Origin of the sequence: Thermobifida fusca YX (assembly GCF_000012405.1) — a bacterium.
Classification (GTDB): domain Bacteria; phylum Actinomycetota; class Actinomycetes; order Streptosporangiales; family Streptosporangiaceae; genus Thermobifida; species Thermobifida fusca.
The window spans coordinates 1,054,493-1,069,804 of sequence record NC_007333.1; the positions used below are offsets into that span (position 1 = coordinate 1,054,493).

At 69.9% G+C, this 15,312-nt stretch carries 13 protein-coding genes; 7 read left to right on the top strand and 6 right to left on the bottom strand.

The window, feature by feature from the left end; all coding sequences use genetic code 11:
* The first annotated feature begins 44 nt into the window (after positions 1-44).
* From TFU_RS04465 to TFU_RS04475, 3 genes are all read left to right on the top strand, one after another.
* The gene (locus TFU_RS04465; RefSeq protein WP_011291342.1) at positions 45-992 is read left to right on the top strand and encodes a Rieske 2Fe-2S domain-containing protein; all 948 of its coding nucleotides are present in this window, start codon (positions 45-47) and stop codon (positions 990-992) included.
* A gap of 926 nt (positions 993-1,918) precedes the next feature.
* A complete protein-coding gene (locus TFU_RS04470; protein ID WP_155983565.1) occupies positions 1,919-2,959 on the top strand; it encodes a glycosyltransferase family 9 protein in 1,041 nt (346 codons plus the stop codon).
* A gap of 130 nt (positions 2,960-3,089) precedes the next feature.
* Positions 3,090-4,313 carry a glycosyltransferase gene (locus tag TFU_RS04475; protein WP_011291345.1) on the top strand — a complete coding sequence of 408 codons (1,224 nt, stop codon included), beginning with the start codon at positions 3,090-3,092 and terminating at the stop codon, positions 4,311-4,313.
* 30 nt (positions 4,314-4,343) lie between these two features.
* Here TFU_RS04475 and TFU_RS04480 read toward each other — a convergent pair whose 3' ends face one another.
* A complete protein-coding gene (locus TFU_RS04480) occupies positions 4,344-6,377 on the bottom strand; it encodes a trypsin-like serine peptidase (RefSeq protein WP_011291346.1) in 2,034 nt (677 codons plus the stop codon).
* A 373-nt stretch (positions 6,378-6,750) separates the two neighbouring features.
* Between TFU_RS04480 and TFU_RS04485 the strand changes: the two genes are divergently transcribed.
* Positions 6,751-8,112 carry a cellulase family glycosylhydrolase gene (locus TFU_RS04485; protein ID WP_011291347.1) on the top strand — a complete coding sequence of 454 codons (1,362 nt, stop codon included), beginning with the start codon at positions 6,751-6,753 and terminating at the stop codon, positions 8,110-8,112.
* A 111-nt stretch (positions 8,113-8,223) separates the two neighbouring features.
* Here the strand turns inward: TFU_RS04485 and TFU_RS04490 are convergent, their stop codons facing one another.
* Positions 8,224-9,624 (bottom strand): cellulase family glycosylhydrolase, encoded by a 1,401-nt coding sequence (locus TFU_RS04490; protein WP_011291348.1) that lies wholly within the window; start codon positions 9,622-9,624, stop codon positions 8,224-8,226.
* A 252-nt stretch (positions 9,625-9,876) separates the two neighbouring features.
* Between TFU_RS04490 and TFU_RS04495 the strand changes: the two genes are divergently transcribed.
* Positions 9,877-10,509: a 3'-5' exonuclease gene (locus TFU_RS04495; RefSeq protein WP_011291349.1), complete on the top strand. Its 633-nt coding sequence runs from the start codon at positions 9,877-9,879 to the stop codon at positions 10,507-10,509.
* A 246-nt stretch (positions 10,510-10,755) separates the two neighbouring features.
* On the opposite strand, the gene TFU_RS04500 is transcribed toward TFU_RS04495, so the two are convergent.
* Together TFU_RS04500 and TFU_RS04505 are read right to left on the bottom strand one after the other, a co-directional pair.
* Positions 10,756-11,280, bottom strand: a complete 525-nt coding sequence (locus tag TFU_RS04500; RefSeq protein WP_016188402.1) for a GNAT family N-acetyltransferase — start codon at positions 11,278-11,280, stop codon at positions 10,756-10,758.
* 71 nt (positions 11,281-11,351) lie between these two features.
* The gene (locus tag TFU_RS04505; RefSeq protein WP_011291351.1) at positions 11,352-12,023 is read right to left on the bottom strand and encodes an AAA family ATPase; all 672 of its coding nucleotides are present in this window, start codon (positions 12,021-12,023) and stop codon (positions 11,352-11,354) included.
* Between the two features lie 63 nt (positions 12,024-12,086).
* On the opposite strand from TFU_RS04505, the gene TFU_RS04510 reads away from it, so the two are divergent.
* Positions 12,087-12,836 carry a PIG-L deacetylase family protein gene (locus tag TFU_RS04510; protein ID WP_049754920.1) on the top strand — a complete coding sequence of 250 codons (750 nt, stop codon included), beginning with the start codon at positions 12,087-12,089 and terminating at the stop codon, positions 12,834-12,836.
* Between the two features lie 30 nt (positions 12,837-12,866).
* On the opposite strand, the gene TFU_RS04515 is transcribed toward TFU_RS04510, so the two are convergent.
* Positions 12,867-13,484: a TetR family transcriptional regulator gene (locus TFU_RS04515; protein ID WP_011291353.1), complete on the bottom strand. Its 618-nt coding sequence runs from the start codon at positions 13,482-13,484 to the stop codon at positions 12,867-12,869.
* A 397-nt stretch (positions 13,485-13,881) separates the two neighbouring features.
* On the opposite strand from TFU_RS04515, the gene TFU_RS04520 reads away from it, so the two are divergent.
* Positions 13,882-14,652, top strand: a complete 771-nt coding sequence (locus TFU_RS04520) for a DeoR/GlpR family DNA-binding transcription regulator (RefSeq protein WP_038043447.1) — start codon at positions 13,882-13,884, stop codon at positions 14,650-14,652.
* A 12-nt stretch (positions 14,653-14,664) separates the two neighbouring features.
* On the opposite strand, the gene TFU_RS04525 is transcribed toward TFU_RS04520, so the two are convergent.
* A complete protein-coding gene (locus TFU_RS04525; RefSeq protein WP_016188407.1) occupies positions 14,665-15,066 on the bottom strand; it encodes a VOC family protein in 402 nt (133 codons plus the stop codon).
* Between the last annotated feature and the right edge of the window lie 246 nt (positions 15,067-15,312).

Genomic DNA, 15,312 nt, shown 5'->3' on the forward strand with positions numbered 1-15,312 from the left:
TGGCGGGCGGTTCGACTGACCGCCCCGCGGGTAGCCGGGCCCGCATGAGACTTGGCGAACCCATTCGGAAGATTGAACGGAACGAGAGCCTGGACCAGATCGCGGCGTTCGCGGAGCGGCTGGTGGACCGGGTCGTCCCCCGGGGGAAGGCCCGCGACCTGCTGCACGGGGTGCCGCTCGGCCATCCGGTCCACCCGCTGCTGATCCAGGTGCCGATCGGCTCGTGGCTGTCAGCGTTCCTACTGGACTTGGTGCCGGGTGGCGGCCCTGGGCTGCGCCGCTCCGCGCACCTGCTGGTGAATATCGGTGTCCTCACCGCGATCCCCGCGGCGATTGCCGGGTGGGTGGACCTCTCCCAGCAGCACAAACGCCAGCAGCGCACCGGTGTGATCCACGCTCTGGCCAACGGCACGGGCATTCTGCTGTTCGGCCTGTCGTCGCTGGCGCGTTCCCGGGGACAGCATTCGACGGGGGCGATGCTCGGCGGCATGGGGTTGAGCGCGGTCGCGTTCGCCGGCATGCTCGGCGGCCACTTGTCCTACTACCGCGCGAGCGGGGCCAACCGCGCCGACTACCTGATCGACCGGATGCCGTCCGAGTGGCACAAGATCGGCATGCTCAAGGACTTCCCCGAGGGGAAACCCGCCCGGGCCCAGGTGGGCGAGGTGCCGCTGGCCGTGGTGCGGATCAAGGACAACGTGCACGCGCTGGTGGGGGTCTGCTCCCACTTGGGTGGCCCGCTCGAGAAGGGGAAGATCGAGGGGGACTGCATCCGCTGCCCGTGGCACGGCAGCATGTTCCGGCTTACCGACGGTGTCGTGGCGCACGGTCCCGCTACCGCGGCCCAGCCGATGATGGAGGTGTCGGTACGCGACGGCGCGGTGTGGGTGCGCCGCCCGCAGGACCGCCCCGCCACGGAGGTTCCCCGTCCCCGAGCCGAAACCGAAGCGGCGCAGCGCAAGGAGAAGGAGAAGAAGACCACCGCACGGTGACCGCTGCCCGGGGAGCCTAAGAGTTTCCCGCGGCCAGCATGCCCGCATCCGGGTGCGGGGCGTCGTCGAACGCCTCGCACCACCGGGCCCCGCCCGGCCTGTCGGCCGGGAGCACCCCTCTTCCGCCCCGCCTCGATCAGACTGCTCTTCCCGTCCCGGCCTGTCCGTCCCCTGCCGTAGGAGGCACGCGGCGGCACCGCTCGTCCCGGCACACCCCGAAATCCCCGGTTTGCCAGGGTTGACGACGTAGTGTTTAAGAAGCGTTTCTCTTGGTAGTCAATGGCCTGCTCCGAGGCGGGAGGGGACGACCTGATGCGGTTGATCGGTGTTGCTGCTGTTCGTCACAGCTCGGCCGCCGCGCATGCCAGCGGCACCACAGCCGGGCCGGGCACCCCGGCAGCACAGTGCCGCCGCGGGCCCCGCGCCACAGCCGCACCGCACCCCGCGTCCCGGGCGTCCAGCCCTGTCCCGCGGCGACGGCGGGCCCGCACCGCCGGATCACCCCACGCGGGGGCGGAGCCGTCCTGGAGGAAGCTGCGCGCGTGCTGACCGGGAGGGTGGAGATGCCGGAGCCGACGCATTCGGTGGTCGTGCCCACGGCGGGACACCCCCGCCCGCCCTTGGACCCGGTCCCCTGGCCGACGTCGGGACTCGACGCCGCACCGCCGACCGCGGCCGCCCTGGCCGACGCCGTGCGGCTGCCGTTCGCCACGCACCTATCCCGGAAGAGCGGAGGGACAAGTCTGGTGTCCGCCACGTGGTTGACCTCGTACCCGCACCGCCCTGCTGGCATCCAGCGGCGGCCAGAGAATTCGTTGACGGTGACCCGGGCCCGCCCTCCGTCCGCGCCGCCGGATCGGCGGCGGACCCCGCCGCAGGCACGCGGGCACACCCGTCCACCGTGCCCTGCCTTCCTGCCGCACAGCGTGGCAACGGCGTTCGAACCGACCCAGCGCCGTCCCACGGTGCTGGTCGCGTGTCTGGACAGCAGCGGCGAAGTGCTCCTGTCCGGTCCCGCGGTCAGAGCGGTGGCGGGGAGCGCGCAGCGGGTGGTCATGCTGACGGATCCGCGGGGCAGCGCCGCAGCCCGGATGCTGCCCGGCGTGGACAGGGTGATCGAGTGGCGTGCGCCGTGGACCAGGGACAGGGAACCCGGCGAGTACTGGCCGGAGCTGCTCGGGTTCTGCGCCGCGCTCGGCGAGGTCCGTCCGGATGCTGCACTGGTCTTCACCTCCGCCCACCAGTCCCCGCTGCCGCTGGCCCTGCTGCTCCGGCTGACCGGGGTGCCGTGGATCGGCGCGATCAGCATGGACGATCCGGGGAACCTGCTCGACCTGCACCACCAGGTTCCCGAGGGGATGCCGGAAGCGGAGCGTCTGCTGTCGCTCGTGGAAGCCGCCGGCTACCAGCTGCGGGCCAGTGACTCGGGTCGGCTCGCTGTGCGCCGCCCGCTCCCGGACACGACGGACTTGACCGGACCGGACGGCTATGTGGCCGTGCACGTGGGCGGGTCGGCGCCTGCCCGGCGGCTGCCGGTACGGCTTGCCGTGGAAGCCACCGCGAAACTGGCCGCTGAGGGGATCCGCGTGGTGGTGACCGGTGCGGCCGAAGACAAGGCGGAGGCCGCGGCCGTCGCGGAAGCGGGGGCGCTTGACCTGGCGGGGCGCACCAGCCTGCCGGAGCTCGCCGACGTGGTGGACCGTGCCGCGGTGCTCGTGGTCGGCAACACCGCCCCCGCCCACTTGGCCGCTGCCGTGCAGACCCCGGTGGTGTCCCTGTTCGCCCCGGTCGTTCCCGCCTCGGCGTGGGCGCCCTACGGCACCCGGCTGCGGCTGCTCGGCGACCAGAACGCCCGCTGCGCGGGGAGCCGGGCCCGCGCCTGCCCGGTTCCCGGCCACCCCTGCCTGAATTCGGTGACCGCCGACGAGGTGGTGCAGGCCGTCCACGAGTTCGTGGGGGCGCGATGACCCCGGCCGGGGCCCGCGTCCCGGCGCGCAGACGCCGCGGTGCGTGCGCGGCACCGCAGCACGTTCCGCGCAACCCAGGACTCACCCGGTTCCACGCCGACGGGAACCGGCTGTTCCAGGAGGTGACACGGTGAGGATCGCCATGGTCTCCGCGTCCGCTAGCCCGCTGGCTGTGCTCGGCGGGGCAGACGTGGGCGGACCGCACGTCTACATCGCGGAACTCTCCGCAGCACTGGCCCGGCTCGGGCACGAGGTGGTCGTCTACACCCGCCGCACTGCAGAAGGGATGTCCGGGGACGTGGTGCTGGGACCGGGGGTGCGGGTCCGGCCCTTGGCGGCGGGGCCCGCTGTCGCGCTCAGCGACGAGGACCTGCTGCCGCACCTGCCCGAGTTCGCGCAGGAGTTGCGGGCGGCGTGGGCTCGCGAGCTGCCTGAGGTGGTCCACGCCTACGGGTGGACGAGCGGTATGGCGGCGGTGGAGGCGGCCCGCGGCAGCGGTACCGCGGTGGTGCAGACTTTCCACGGTCTCGGCACCGCCTACCGCCGGTTCCGGGGAGCTGCGGATCCGCTGGCAGCCGGGCGGATCGCGCTGGAACGGTCGGTGGCCGCGCAGGCCACGCTGCTCATCGCCACGTCGACGGCGGAGCAGCGGGAGCTCCGCTCGTGGGGGGTGGCTGCTGCCCGAATCAGAGTGGTGCCGTGCGGGGTTGACGTGGCGCGTTTCACCCCGGAGGGGCCGCGGGCGCCCCGCGGGGAGCGGCCGCGGATCCTCACCCTGGGCCAGTTGCGGCCCCGGAAAGGGGTGGAGACAGCGATCCGGGCCCTGCCCGCCGTGCCCGACGCTGAACTGGTGGTTGTTGGGGGGCCAGAGGCGTCCGCGGTGCGCACCGATCCCGAGGCGGTACGCCTGCACCGGCTCGCCCGGCGCCTCGGTGTGGCGGATCGGGTGTGCTTCCTGGGCCGTGTCCCGCACGGGGAGGTCCCGGCCCTGCTGCGCTCCGCCGACGTGGTCGTCAACGTGCCGTGGGACGAACCGTGCGGGATGAGCACTGTGGAGGCGATGGCCTGCGGCATTCCCGTGGTCGCTTCGGATGCGGGGAGCCACCGCGACACGGTGGTGCACGAGATCACGGGGGTGCTCGTGCCGCCCCGGGATCCGCGCGCGCTCGGGGTCCGGTTGCGGTCGCTGCTGCACGATGTGGTGGCCGCGGAAAGCTACGGGATCGCCGGGGCGGACCGGGCCGCGGCCCGGTTTTCGTGGGAGACCGTGGCCCGCGAGGTCGACGCGTGCTGTGCGGCGGCATTGGACGCCGCGGGCCGCAGCCCGTGCCTTGCCACCGAGGCGCTGCCGTAGCCGCCTGCCCTGCGGGACCGTGTCCCCCGGTTATGCGGCCAGTCCCGGCGGGGCGGGTACTCCGTCCGGGTGGAGGGCTTCGGCGACGGGGGCGGCCACCTGGGGGTGGCGCAGGTATTCCTCGACGTCGTGGGGGCGCCGCCGCGAGTTGGCGGTGACGACTTCCACGAGCCCCGGCCCCCACACGGGGGTCAGCGGGCAGCCGATGGTGGTGGCGTCCGCCGGGGTCCACGCGTTGAGCCATGCCGTGACCCGGTCGGGGCGGCGCGGCGGCTGGAGGAGGACCCGGGTGTAGACAGCGTCGAGTCCGAGCGGGCTGCCCATGGTGACGAGCAGCGGCACGGTGATGTCGGGGCGGGCCCGGCTGAGCAGGTCGACCGCTACGACGGTGCCGAGGCTGTGGCTGACGATGACGGCCTGCCCGCTCTGCGGGAGGGCGGCGGCGACCTGGTCGAGGATCGCGGTTTTCACGTCCTGGTCGCCCAGGTAGGCGGCGACGTCCCGCAGGAAGAGGGCGATGAGGGTTTCGTCGAGGCCGCTGCGGGCTGCCACCCAGCTCAACTGCCGCTGCAGGCGGCTGGTGAGCGGGGAGAGCAGGCCGAGCGCGGAGCCGCCTTCATGGTCGGTGTTCCCGTGGACGAGTTCGGCGGGCATCCCGGAGCGGAGCGCGGCCTGTTCCAGGAGCGAGGTGTAGATCGCGTGGGGCTCGTCGAGGACGGGGGCGAGTGTTTCCGCGGTGGTGGTGGCTTCGGTGTCTGCCGCGTCCACGGTGAGTTCGGCGAGCAGGTCCCCGTAGTAGGGGAACCACACTGTTTCGGGGGAGATGGTGGGCAGTCGGGCGGCGAGCAGCCCTGAGTTGAGTGCGGCTGTCCACGTGGCGCGTAGCCGTGCGGGGTCTTCTCCGGCCAGACCGCGGCCGTGGAGGAAGACGAGGTGGATGTCGTCGGGGGCGCTGCTGCCGCGCAGCCCGGTTCCGGTGGGCCGGGAGGAGCGGTGGCGTTCCCAGTACGGTCCCGCGCTGGCTGCGGTCTCCCCGGCGAGACCGGATGCGGGGCCGAGGGTGGCGAGCAGTTCGCGCTGGGCCGGGGGCAGGTCGAGCGTGGCGAGGAAGTCCAGGATGGAGCTGACCCGGGTGCCTTCGTTGCCGAGCCAGGCGGCGACCGAGTCGGGGTCGCCGGGCCGCAGCGGGGTGCCGTCGATGCGCAGCCGCTGTCCGCGGGCGTCGCGCCGCGGCACAGCGGAGTGGTGGAGCGCCACGACTTCCCACTGGTCGTTGAAGACGGGCGACCCGGAGCTGCCGGGTTCGGTGTCCGCGGAGTACTGGAGGAAGTCGTCGGTCTGCTGGAGGAGTCGGCTGTCGCGGACCGCGATTTCTTTGAGGCGTCCGCGGGGGTGGCCGATGAGGTTGACCGGTTCTCCGGCCACGACTTTTCCTTGGGTGCGCAACAGCGGGTTCCAGCCGAAGACGTCGCCGGGTGGGCTGCCGTTGGGGCCGGGGTGGACGCGGACGAGCGCGAAGTCGAGTTCCCGGTCGGCGAGGAAGAGCGTGTCCGGGTCGAGGCGGTAGCGCACGGGGACGCGGGGCTGCAGGTCTGCGTCGACTTCGGCGGCGAATTCGGCGACGACCTGTTCTGCGGTCTCGGGGGCGGTGAGTACGTGGTGGTTGGTGAGGAGGAGTTCGGGGGCGACGAGGAATCCGGTGCCGTAGGGGAGTTCCCTGCCGTGGTGGAGCAGGATGAGCCGGGCGATTGAGGCCGCGGCGCGCGCCCCGCGGTAGAGAAAGGCGACGGACTGCAACTGGTTGGCGTCCCCGATGATGCGCTGGTAGATCCGGTGCCGTTGCGCGGGGTCGGCGGCGGTGGCGGGGGGTGCGGGGGCGCGGTGGAGTGCGGCGAGGCGTTCTGCCCGCGCTTTGATCTGGTCGAAGGTGTCGTGGATGAGGATGCCGGTGCGCTGTTGGAGCTGCTGGAGCCGGGCCCGGTTCCGGGCAGTGTCCGTGAACCGCTGTGCGGCGCGCTGTTCCTGCCACCGCCGTTCCACGGTGATCCGGTAAGGAACGTCCATCCGATTCCTTCCTCTCCTCCTCCGGAGGGTGATCCGCCGGCCTCCCTGTTCTCCATGGTCGCTTGCTGACCGGAGAAATGCTGGGAAACGGAGAAAACTGTCGGTTTCCCGGGTGTCATCCGCGGAAGTTTTGGTGTTTTCGCAGCTCACAGCGGGGGAAGAGAGAAATGGCGAAAAAAGATGATAAGAGATGGTTTGTGGCAATCTATCGGAATAAAAAACCGGTTCACCAGAAAACGGCTGAACCGGTTGTGTGAACTGGACCACTAGGGCTATTGTGGCGTCGGCGCCTCAGGAGGGAAAAGCAAGCGGGGCTGCGTAATCCACTCGTGTACATCCCTGCCTACCGGCAGAGTCCTGGATGAGGAAGACCATGAGAAAACGTCTCGCGGTCGCCGCAGCAACCGTCCTTGCGCTGCTGGCGTCCGTCTTTGCCCTCACGCAGCCGGCGAACGCGGCCACCGGGCTCCACGTCAAGAACGGCCGCCTGTATGAGGCCAACGGCCAGGAGTTCATCATCCGTGGCGTCAGCCACCCCCACAACTGGTACCCCCAGCACACCCAGGCGTTCGCCGACATCAAGTCGCACGGCGCCAACACCGTCCGGGTGGTGCTGAGCAACGGTGTCCGGTGGAGCAAGAACGGTCCTTCTGACGTCGCCAACGTCATCTCCCTGTGCAAGCAGAACCGCCTTATCTGCATGCTGGAGGTGCACGACACCACCGGCTACGGCGAGCAGAGCGGGGCCTCCACGCTCGACCAGGCCGTCGACTACTGGATCGAGCTGAAGAGCGTGCTCCAGGGCGAGGAGGACTATGTCCTCATCAACATCGGCAACGAGCCCTACGGCAACGACTCCGCGACCGTCGCCCGCTGGGCGTCGGACACCTCCGCCGCCATCCAGCGGCTGCGCGCCGCCGGATTCGAGCACACCCTCGTGGTGGACGCCCCCAACTGGGGCCAGGACTGGACGAACACCATGCGGAACAACGCCGACCAGGTGTACGCCAGCGACCCCACCGGCAACACCGTCTTCTCGATCCACATGTACGGCGTCTACTCCCAGGCGTCCACGATCACCAGCTACCTGGAGCACTTCGTCAACGCGGGCCTGCCGCTCATCATCGGCGAGTTCGGCCACGACCACTCCGACGGCAACCCCGACGAGGACACGATCATGGCCGAGGCCGAGCGGCTCAAGCTGGGCTACATCGGCTGGTCGTGGAGCGGCAACGGCGGCGGGGTCGAGTACCTCGACATGGTGTACAACTTCGACGGCGACAACCTGAGCCCGTGGGGCGAGCGGATCTTCTACGGCCCTAACGGTATTGCGAGCACGGCCAAGGAGGCCACGATCTTCGGCGGCTCCCAGCCGGGCCCGACCGAGGAGCCGACGGAAGAGCCGACCGAGGAGCCGACTCCGACTCCGCCTCCCGCGGAGGGCGACTGCACCGCCACCTACGCCACCATCGGCAGCTGGGGCGGCGGCTTCCAGGGCGAGGTGACGGTCACCGCGGGCGACTCCGCGATCTCCTCGTGGCAGGTGAGCTGGACCTTCCCCGGCGGCCAGAGCGTGGCCCACGGCTGGAACGCCAGCTTCAGCGGCACGAGCACGGTGACGGCCAGCAACCTGTCCTACAACGGCCAGCTGGGTGCGGGACAGTCCGCCACGTTCGGCTTCATCGGCTCGGGCGACGCGCCTAGCTCGCTGACGCTGAGCTGCACCGCTCGCTGATCCTCTCCGCTCATCCCCACGGGGGAGGAACCACGGAGAGAAGCGGCCCGCGGGGCTGAGCCTCGCGGGCCGCTTGCTGTGCTCAGGGGCGCGCAGCCACCGCGCTGCACATCAGGACTGGAGCTTGCTCCGCACCCACTGTCCGGACGCCTTCAGCGACGAACCGCTCCACGGGCCGCCGGACGCGCAGGTGCCCGGCTGGAAGACCGCGCCGGAACGGAAGTCGTCCGAGTAGTTCCACTTGGTCCACCCGATCTTCCGTTCCGCCATCAGGTCGATGTAGCGGTCGGCCATCTGGAAGTCGTTGGCGCCGTCACCGGTGTAGGTCTCGGTGCCGAACTCGGTGACGAAGACCGGGAACAGCTCGGAGGCCTCACGCAGCGCGTTGAGGTAGTTGTCGCGGTGCGAGGCCGCGTAGAAGTGGAAGGCGTACATGATGTTGGAGGCGTTGACCGGGTTGGCCGCGATCTCGGCGGGGCCGGAGCCTTCGGAGACGCCGAGCGACGACCAGCCGCGGGTGCCCACGATGATCACCGAGTCGGGGTCGCGCTGGCGGATCACCGGGATGACCTCTTCGGCGTAGCTCTTGATGGAGGCCCAGCTCACTCCGTTGGGTTCGTTGGCGATCTCGTAGAGCACGTTGGTCTTGCTGGCGTGGCGCTGGGCGATTTCCGCGAAGAAGGTCTTGGCCCGGTCCAGGTTGTAGTGGGGATCGCCCGGGGTGAGGATGTGCCAGTCCACGATCACGTACAGGCCGCGCGCCGTGGCCATGTCGATGAGCTGGTGCATCCGGTCGGTGAAGCCGCGCGGGTTGGTCTCGTAGCCGTCTTCCTGGATGTACATGGACAGGCGGATGATGTCGGCCTTCCAGTCGTAGGCCAGGGCGTCCAGCGAGCTGTCGGTCAGGCAGTGGTCGAACCACTGGATGCCGTGGGTGCTCATGCCGCGCAGTTGGACCGGGTTGCCGTGCTCGTCGCAGAGCTGGGTGCCGCAGACCTGGACTTTGCCGTACCGCTCGACCGGGGTGCCGGTGCCGGGCTGCGTGCCGGGGTCGGGGGAGGGGGTTCCGGGACCGCCGGGGCCGCCCGGCTCGGAGCCTTCGTCGCAGGGGGCGCCGTTGATGGTGCAGTGGGTGGGTTCGCCGCTGCCGGAAGCGATGAAGCCGAAGGAGGCGGTGCCTCCGGGCGGGATGGTGCTGTTCCAGGAAACCCCGGTGAAGGTGTGGGAGTTGCCGCTGCTGGTGTGCTGGGCGTTCCACACCTGGGCCACTGTAGTGCCGCCGGGCAGGGTGAGGACGACCTCCCACTGGGAGACGGTGCTCGAGGTGTCGTTGCGGACGGTGACGGACGCGGAGTAGCCGTTGTCCCACGAGGATTCTTTGGTGACTGTGGCGGTGAGACCGGCGGCCTGCGCGACTCCGGGGGAGAGGAGCGCGATCAGCAGGGCGAGGGCCGCGGTCACCGCGACAGCGACCGGAGGGCCGCCCTTCCGGGCGGCGGGGGATTTCGCCATGGTTCCTCCAAGGGGAGAGGGGAGGAAGAGCGCTATGGGAGCGCTCCCATATAGGGATGCGCATTCCGCGACAGAATCGGGGAAGGAGGAATGCGCCGTTCTCGTTATGTAGTGAGACCGTAGCACAAAGTCAAGAGCAATAAGTGATCTAGGTCACTCAAAGAAGGAGGGGTGCTGGATGAGGTGAAGTTCCGGGAGCATGGGAGGAACCCCGACGCCTGGCCAGTGCGGCCCAAGGGAGGACGACCGGCGATGCACGACACCTGGACCGCTATCGACTTCGAGACCGCCAACCGCAACCAGGGCAGCGTGTGCGCGGTGGGACTCGTGCGAGTCACCGACGGGCGGATCGTCGACCGCTACACCACCCTGGTCCGTCCCCCGGCCCCCGTCGACCACTTCGAGCAGGACAACATCGCGGTCCACGGGATCACCCCCGAGCACGTCGCCGACGCCCCCGCTTGGCCGCAGGTCCACACGACCATCCTGGAATTCGCCGCGGGCAGCCCGTTCGTCGCGCACAACGCAGTGTTCGACATGGGCGTGATCCGCGCTGCCTGCGCGCACGCCGGCCTCCCCGAGCCCTCGCTCCACTACGCGTGCTCCTTGGACATCGCCCGGCGGACGTGGCCCGCCCTGCGGAACCACCGGCTGCCCACGGTCTGCCGCACGATCGGCTACGACCTGCGCCGCCACCACACCGCGGACGCCGACGCGGAAGCCGCCGCCCACGTCGTGCTCGCCGCACTCCGGCACCACGGGGCCGCCACCCTGGTCGAACTGTGCCAGCGGCTCCGCCGTCCGCTGCGGCGCACCCCCGCGCGTCCGGCACCGCAGCACTGCGCCCCGCAACCGCTGTGGTCCGAGGCCGGATTCAGCGAATAACCGGCGAAGGCCAGGGACCGAGACCATGCCCACCCCACTGCCGCCGCACCCGGCCGGGGGAAGAGTGCCGTGGCGGACGGCGGTACTCCGGACAACGACGGACCGTGCTCCTGTGCGCTCAGTACCTCCGGAAAACGTCCCACCGTCCGCCGAACTGACACGGTGGCTTCGGGGATCTCATCGACGCGTGTCCACTTGCTGGTCAAGCGGCCTGCAGACCACACCCCGCCGCACGGTTGCCGCGGGCTACAGGTCGGACGGGCGGCAGCGGAACACCTGGAGCCGGCGTCCGTCGTAGTACTTGTCGGTTTCGCCGACCCACTCCATACCGATACGGCGTGCCGTGGCGATGGCGCGCTTGTTCTCCGCCCGGGCGACCGCAAACACTTCTTCCAGTCCTTGCTTGAACGCCCACCGGATCAGGGCTCGGCTCGCCTCCGTGGCGTAGCCCTGCCCCCACACGTCGGGGCGCAACTGCCAGTTGAGCTCGAAGTCTTCCTCGAACGGGGGCATCAGCCGCAAGGAGAGGCCCCCGATGACCTCCCCGTCTTCTGTGCGTACCACCGCCCACCGCCCAGCCGGAGGTACCAGGTTCGGCTGCGCCTCGACCCATGCTTCCAGGACCGAGCGCATCGCGGAGACGTCGTCGACCGCTCCCGTGCTGATCCACCGCGCTACTTCAGAGGAGCCGTAGATCTTGTAGGCGGCCTCGACATCGTCGAGGCTCCAGTCTCTGATCAGGAGACGCTCAGTGCGCAGGGGTGGTGTCATGGAACTCATAGGCAGCGATATACCCGATTGGTCCATACCTGTCACATAAGGTTTTCTCAGATTTGACAGGGCTATGGGCCTTTGTCCCGGGCGAACTCTGGCCAGCGCTCGTGGACGAGGGCCTGCACCTGCCGGTCGAGCGCGGGGGCGCCCCGGCGGTTGTCGACGGCCACGTGAGGCGCTGCGGGCGGCTCGGTGGGGCGGACCCGTGCGGTGAACGCGGCGAAGTCCGCGAGCTTTCCCGCATCCTGGGCCCGGCCGCGGGCGATGAGGCGTTCGCGCAGGGTCTCCGCGTCGCTGCGCACCCACACCACGTGCACGGGTGCTCCGCCCAGTTCCGCTACCCAGGCGCGCCACCGGGACAGGTCGCGGATCTGCTGGGTGAACGGGGCGTCCAACAGGACGGGGCAGCCCGCGGCGCGGATCTGCCGCGCCGCCGCGGTCATCCCCCCGTACTCGTGCGGTTTGATGTGCGCGTCGTACCAGGGGCCTTCGCGCTCCCCGTGGGGGCGGCCGTGCGCGCTGAGCAGCGCGGCCACACAGCCGCTGTACAGCGTGTCTTTGTCGAGCAGGGCGGGGACCGGGAAGAGGTGGCGCAGCAGCAGGTCCGCCACGGTGGACTTTCCTGCGCCAGGGGCTCCCGCCACGACCCACACGGGGGCCGGGCACTGCAGGGACGGTGATCGGCTCACCCGTCCAGTGTGGCGTGCCGCAGGCCGTCCTTCCCCGCGGGTCCCGCGCATGCGGCGCGGGGTTCTGGGAAAGTGTCCACCCCACACGGGACCGCCGCTGAAGAGGAGGCACATATGCGCGCCGCACGGTGGGCGGAACGCCGCCGACATTCCATGGACCGGCCGGGAACCTCTGAGGCGTCCTGGCGGGGATGGCCCGCCCTGCGGGAGTTTCCCGCGGTGCACCTGGCGGGGATCACGAGCGCGGTCGTCATCGCCGCGCACCCCGGGGATGCGGTCCTGTCGGTCGGGGGGACGATTTCCATGCTGGCTGCTTCCGGGGCCCGCGTCCGGATGGTCTCTGCCAGCACGGGGGACGTGGCAGACTCGGGAAAACGCGGCACCCCGTGGGAGTGGTGGGGCGAGGTGCGGCATGCCTTGCAGATGCTGGGCGCTGACGGGGTCGAGATCGTCCAGTTGCGGGACTCCGACGGTCACGGCGGTGGCGGGGGCGAACCGCAGGCGGAGACGCTGACCCGGCTGTGTGCGGGCTTCGACCTGTGCCTGGCCCCGTGGGAGGGGGACCGGAATCCCGCCACCGAGCCGGTGGCCCGGGCCGCCCGGCAGGCCGCCGCTGCCTTGGACATCCCGGTCCTGGGCTGCCCGGTCTGGTTGTGGCATTGGGCGCACCCCGAAGATCCCCGGGTGCCGTGGGAGCGGATGAACCGCATCGTCTTGTCCGAGGAGATCCGGCGGCTCAAAGTCGACGCGATTGCCTGCCTGAACGTGTGGGGCGGCACGAGCCGGGTCGCAGCTGACGGGATGACCCTGACCACGGAGAAGGTGGCGCACTTCATCCGGGATGCCGAGCTGGTCTTCCGGTAGCCCGCGGTGCGGCGCGGGCGGCAGTCCGGTTCAGCGGCGGGCGACGCCCAGCAGGTGGTGGAGGACGAGGTCCTCGTAGACGTCCCCGAGCTGCTGGGGGGTCATGCTGGAGGGGTCGTACCAGTTCAGGGTGGAATCCAGGGTGTCGAGGACGGTTGTCGCGGTCACGGGCTCCCCGGAGCCGTCTGCAGGGGTGTACACGCCGTCGGTCCGGCCCTGGTCGATGATGCGGGCGATCCGGTCGTGGTAGGCACGCAGTAGCAGGGAGAGCTCCCGGTAGCGGGGCGGGGAGATCGCCCGCAGGGTGCGCAGCAGGGACCTGCGCAGGGTCAGTTCGACCCGGTAGCGGCAACTGTGCTCGATGTGGCGGCGGACGAGGCGGCGCATCTGCTCTACCGGGGATGCGGGGGCCGTGTTGGCGGGCTCGGCTGCGGTGAGCAGGCGGACCCGGTCCACGACGAGCCGGTAGACCAGGTCGAGCCGCGTGGGGAAGACCCGGCGGAGGTCGTCCGGGTCGACGCCGGCTGCGGCGGCGACGGCGTCCAAGCTGACCCCGGTAGTGCCGTGGCGGGAGAAGAGCTGGACGGCGGTGTCGAGGACGTGGAGAACGAACGGTGCGTCCGGTGCGGCGAGATCAGTGGTCGTCATGATCGCTCACCCGGGCCCGGCGCAGGAGCGGGCTGCGTGGGCCAGTGTTGTGCGGGGGAACCTCCTGTGGGGAGGGGAGTTCGGGTGCAAACTGAGGAGAGGATAGCGCCGCCCGTGTGAGGAAGACGTGAGTTTTCCTCTCTCCCGGAGCAAGGGTGTTCCTCCTCACCCCTTCCGCCCGGGAGCGACCGGCGAATCGGTGGGATATCCCCCGGGGAGGCTTTTCACTCCCGACCCAATGTCCTGCTTTCCTGCCCCTTCCTCAGCGGACGCCTCCGGTGTGGCCGGGGGAACTGGGCGGGAGGGAGGGGCGTTGCCGGAAGAGAGAACTGCTAAGAAAGATATGCGCGTCCCACAGTGCACCCCCGCACCGAACAGAATCGAACGAGGCCAGAAGATGATCCCCGATCAGCGTCGCGAACACATCCTCAAACTGCTGCAGGAACGCAACGTCCTCAGCATCAGTGAGCTCACGTCGATGCTGTCCGTCTCCCACATGACGGTGCGCAGGGATATCCAGGCGCTGGAGAACGAGGGCAAGGTCCTCTCCGTGACCGGGGGCGTCCGCCTGGCCGCACGTCTGAAGAGCGAACCCTCCTATCTGGCCAAGGCCCAGCTCGAGGTCCCGGCCAAACGCGCCATCGCCCGAGCCGCCGCCGAGCTCGTCCGGGAGAATTTCACGATCTTCTTGGATGCGGGGACGACCACGCTCCAGATGGTGCCGCTGCTGACCGACAAGGCAGGGCTGACCGTGGTGACCAACGACTTCAACGTGGTCGGCCACCTGATGGAGTACCCCAATATTGAACTGATCCACACCGGGGGTGTGGTGTCGCACGCGGACCATTCCTCGGTCGGCCAGTTCACCGCCGAGTTCCTCCGCCGGGTCAACGTGGATATCGCGTTCATCGCGAGCAGCTCGTGGGATGTGGAACGCGGTTCCACGACGCCGTCGGAGGCCAAGGTGGTGGCCAAGCAGGAGCTGCTGCGGGTGGCGTCCAAGAGTGTGCTGACGGTGGACAGCACCAAGTACGGCAAGTTCGGTACGTTCACGGTCGCCCGGCTGGAAGAGTTCGACCTCATCATCACGGACGACCGCCTGCCCGCCAACGCGGTGCAGCAGATGCGGGAGCGGGATATCCGCCTGCAGCTCGTCCCGTTGAACTGAGCCGCCTGCGGGTTAGCCCGCGGGCGGGTCCGGGCAGCACAGCTCCAACTGGATGCCGTCGGGGTCTTCGAACATCAGCAGCGGCCCGTGGTCGCCGTGGAGGATCGGGGTGTGCTCCACTTCGAGCGCGTCCAGCCGCTTCTCCCACTCTTCGAGGTCGTCGGGGGAGGAGACGGCGAAGGCGAGGTGGTCCATCCCGGCGTGCCGGGGGTCGAAACGGGCGTTGAAGTGGTCGGTGTGCTGGGTGAGGCAGAGCACCAGGCCGTTGGGGTGGCGGCAGAAGGTGCGTCGCCAGTGCGGGCCGTCCTCGGTCTTGTATTCGTGGAATCCGAGGACGTCGCGGTAGAACTCGACGCTGGTGTCGCGGTTGCGCACGGACAGGGTGATGTGCGCGATTCCCGCCAGACTCGACACGGGCACCCCTTTACGGCGGTGGAGTGGTCGCCGCGCAAGCGTGGAGAACAGGGTAGACACAAGCGTCCAGGGTACGCCTCTGCTTCGGGGAAACGGAACAGGACAGGGGCAATGGTGGAAAATGTGCCGCACCTGTGCTACCGGAACGTTTCTGAACACCAGGGGCGGCTGCTCCTGCCTGGCCAGAGGCATGGGGACGGCAGGAGGTCCCGGACGCGGGGGAACACTCCTCCGGTGACGGTAGAG

Coding starts and splice junctions, on each gene's coding strand:
- TFU_RS04465 (WP_011291342.1), top strand. CDS start 45: ATGAGACTTGGCGAACCCATTCGGAAGATTGAACGGAACGAGAGCCTG.
- TFU_RS04480 (WP_011291346.1), bottom strand. CDS start 6,377: ATGGACGTTCCTTACCGGATCACCGTGGAACGGCGGTGGCAGGAACAG.
- TFU_RS04485 (WP_011291347.1), top strand. CDS start 6,751: ATGAGAAAACGTCTCGCGGTCGCCGCAGCAACCGTCCTTGCGCTGCTG.
- TFU_RS04490 (WP_011291348.1), bottom strand. CDS start 9,624: ATGGCGAAATCCCCCGCCGCCCGGAAGGGCGGCCCTCCGGTCGCTGTC.
- TFU_RS04495 (WP_011291349.1), top strand. CDS start 9,877: ATGCACGACACCTGGACCGCTATCGACTTCGAGACCGCCAACCGCAAC.
- TFU_RS04500 (WP_016188402.1), bottom strand. CDS start 11,280: ATGACACCACCCCTGCGCACTGAGCGTCTCCTGATCAGAGACTGGAGC.
- TFU_RS04505 (WP_011291351.1), bottom strand. CDS start 12,023: ATGCGCGGGACCCGCGGGGAAGGACGGCCTGCGGCACGCCACACTGGA.
- TFU_RS04510 (WP_049754920.1), top strand. CDS start 12,087: ATGCGCGCCGCACGGTGGGCGGAACGCCGCCGACATTCCATGGACCGG.
- TFU_RS04515 (WP_011291353.1), bottom strand. CDS start 13,484: ATGACGACCACTGATCTCGCCGCACCGGACGCACCGTTCGTTCTCCAC.
- TFU_RS04520 (WP_038043447.1), top strand. CDS start 13,882: ATGATCCCCGATCAGCGTCGCGAACACATCCTCAAACTGCTGCAGGAA.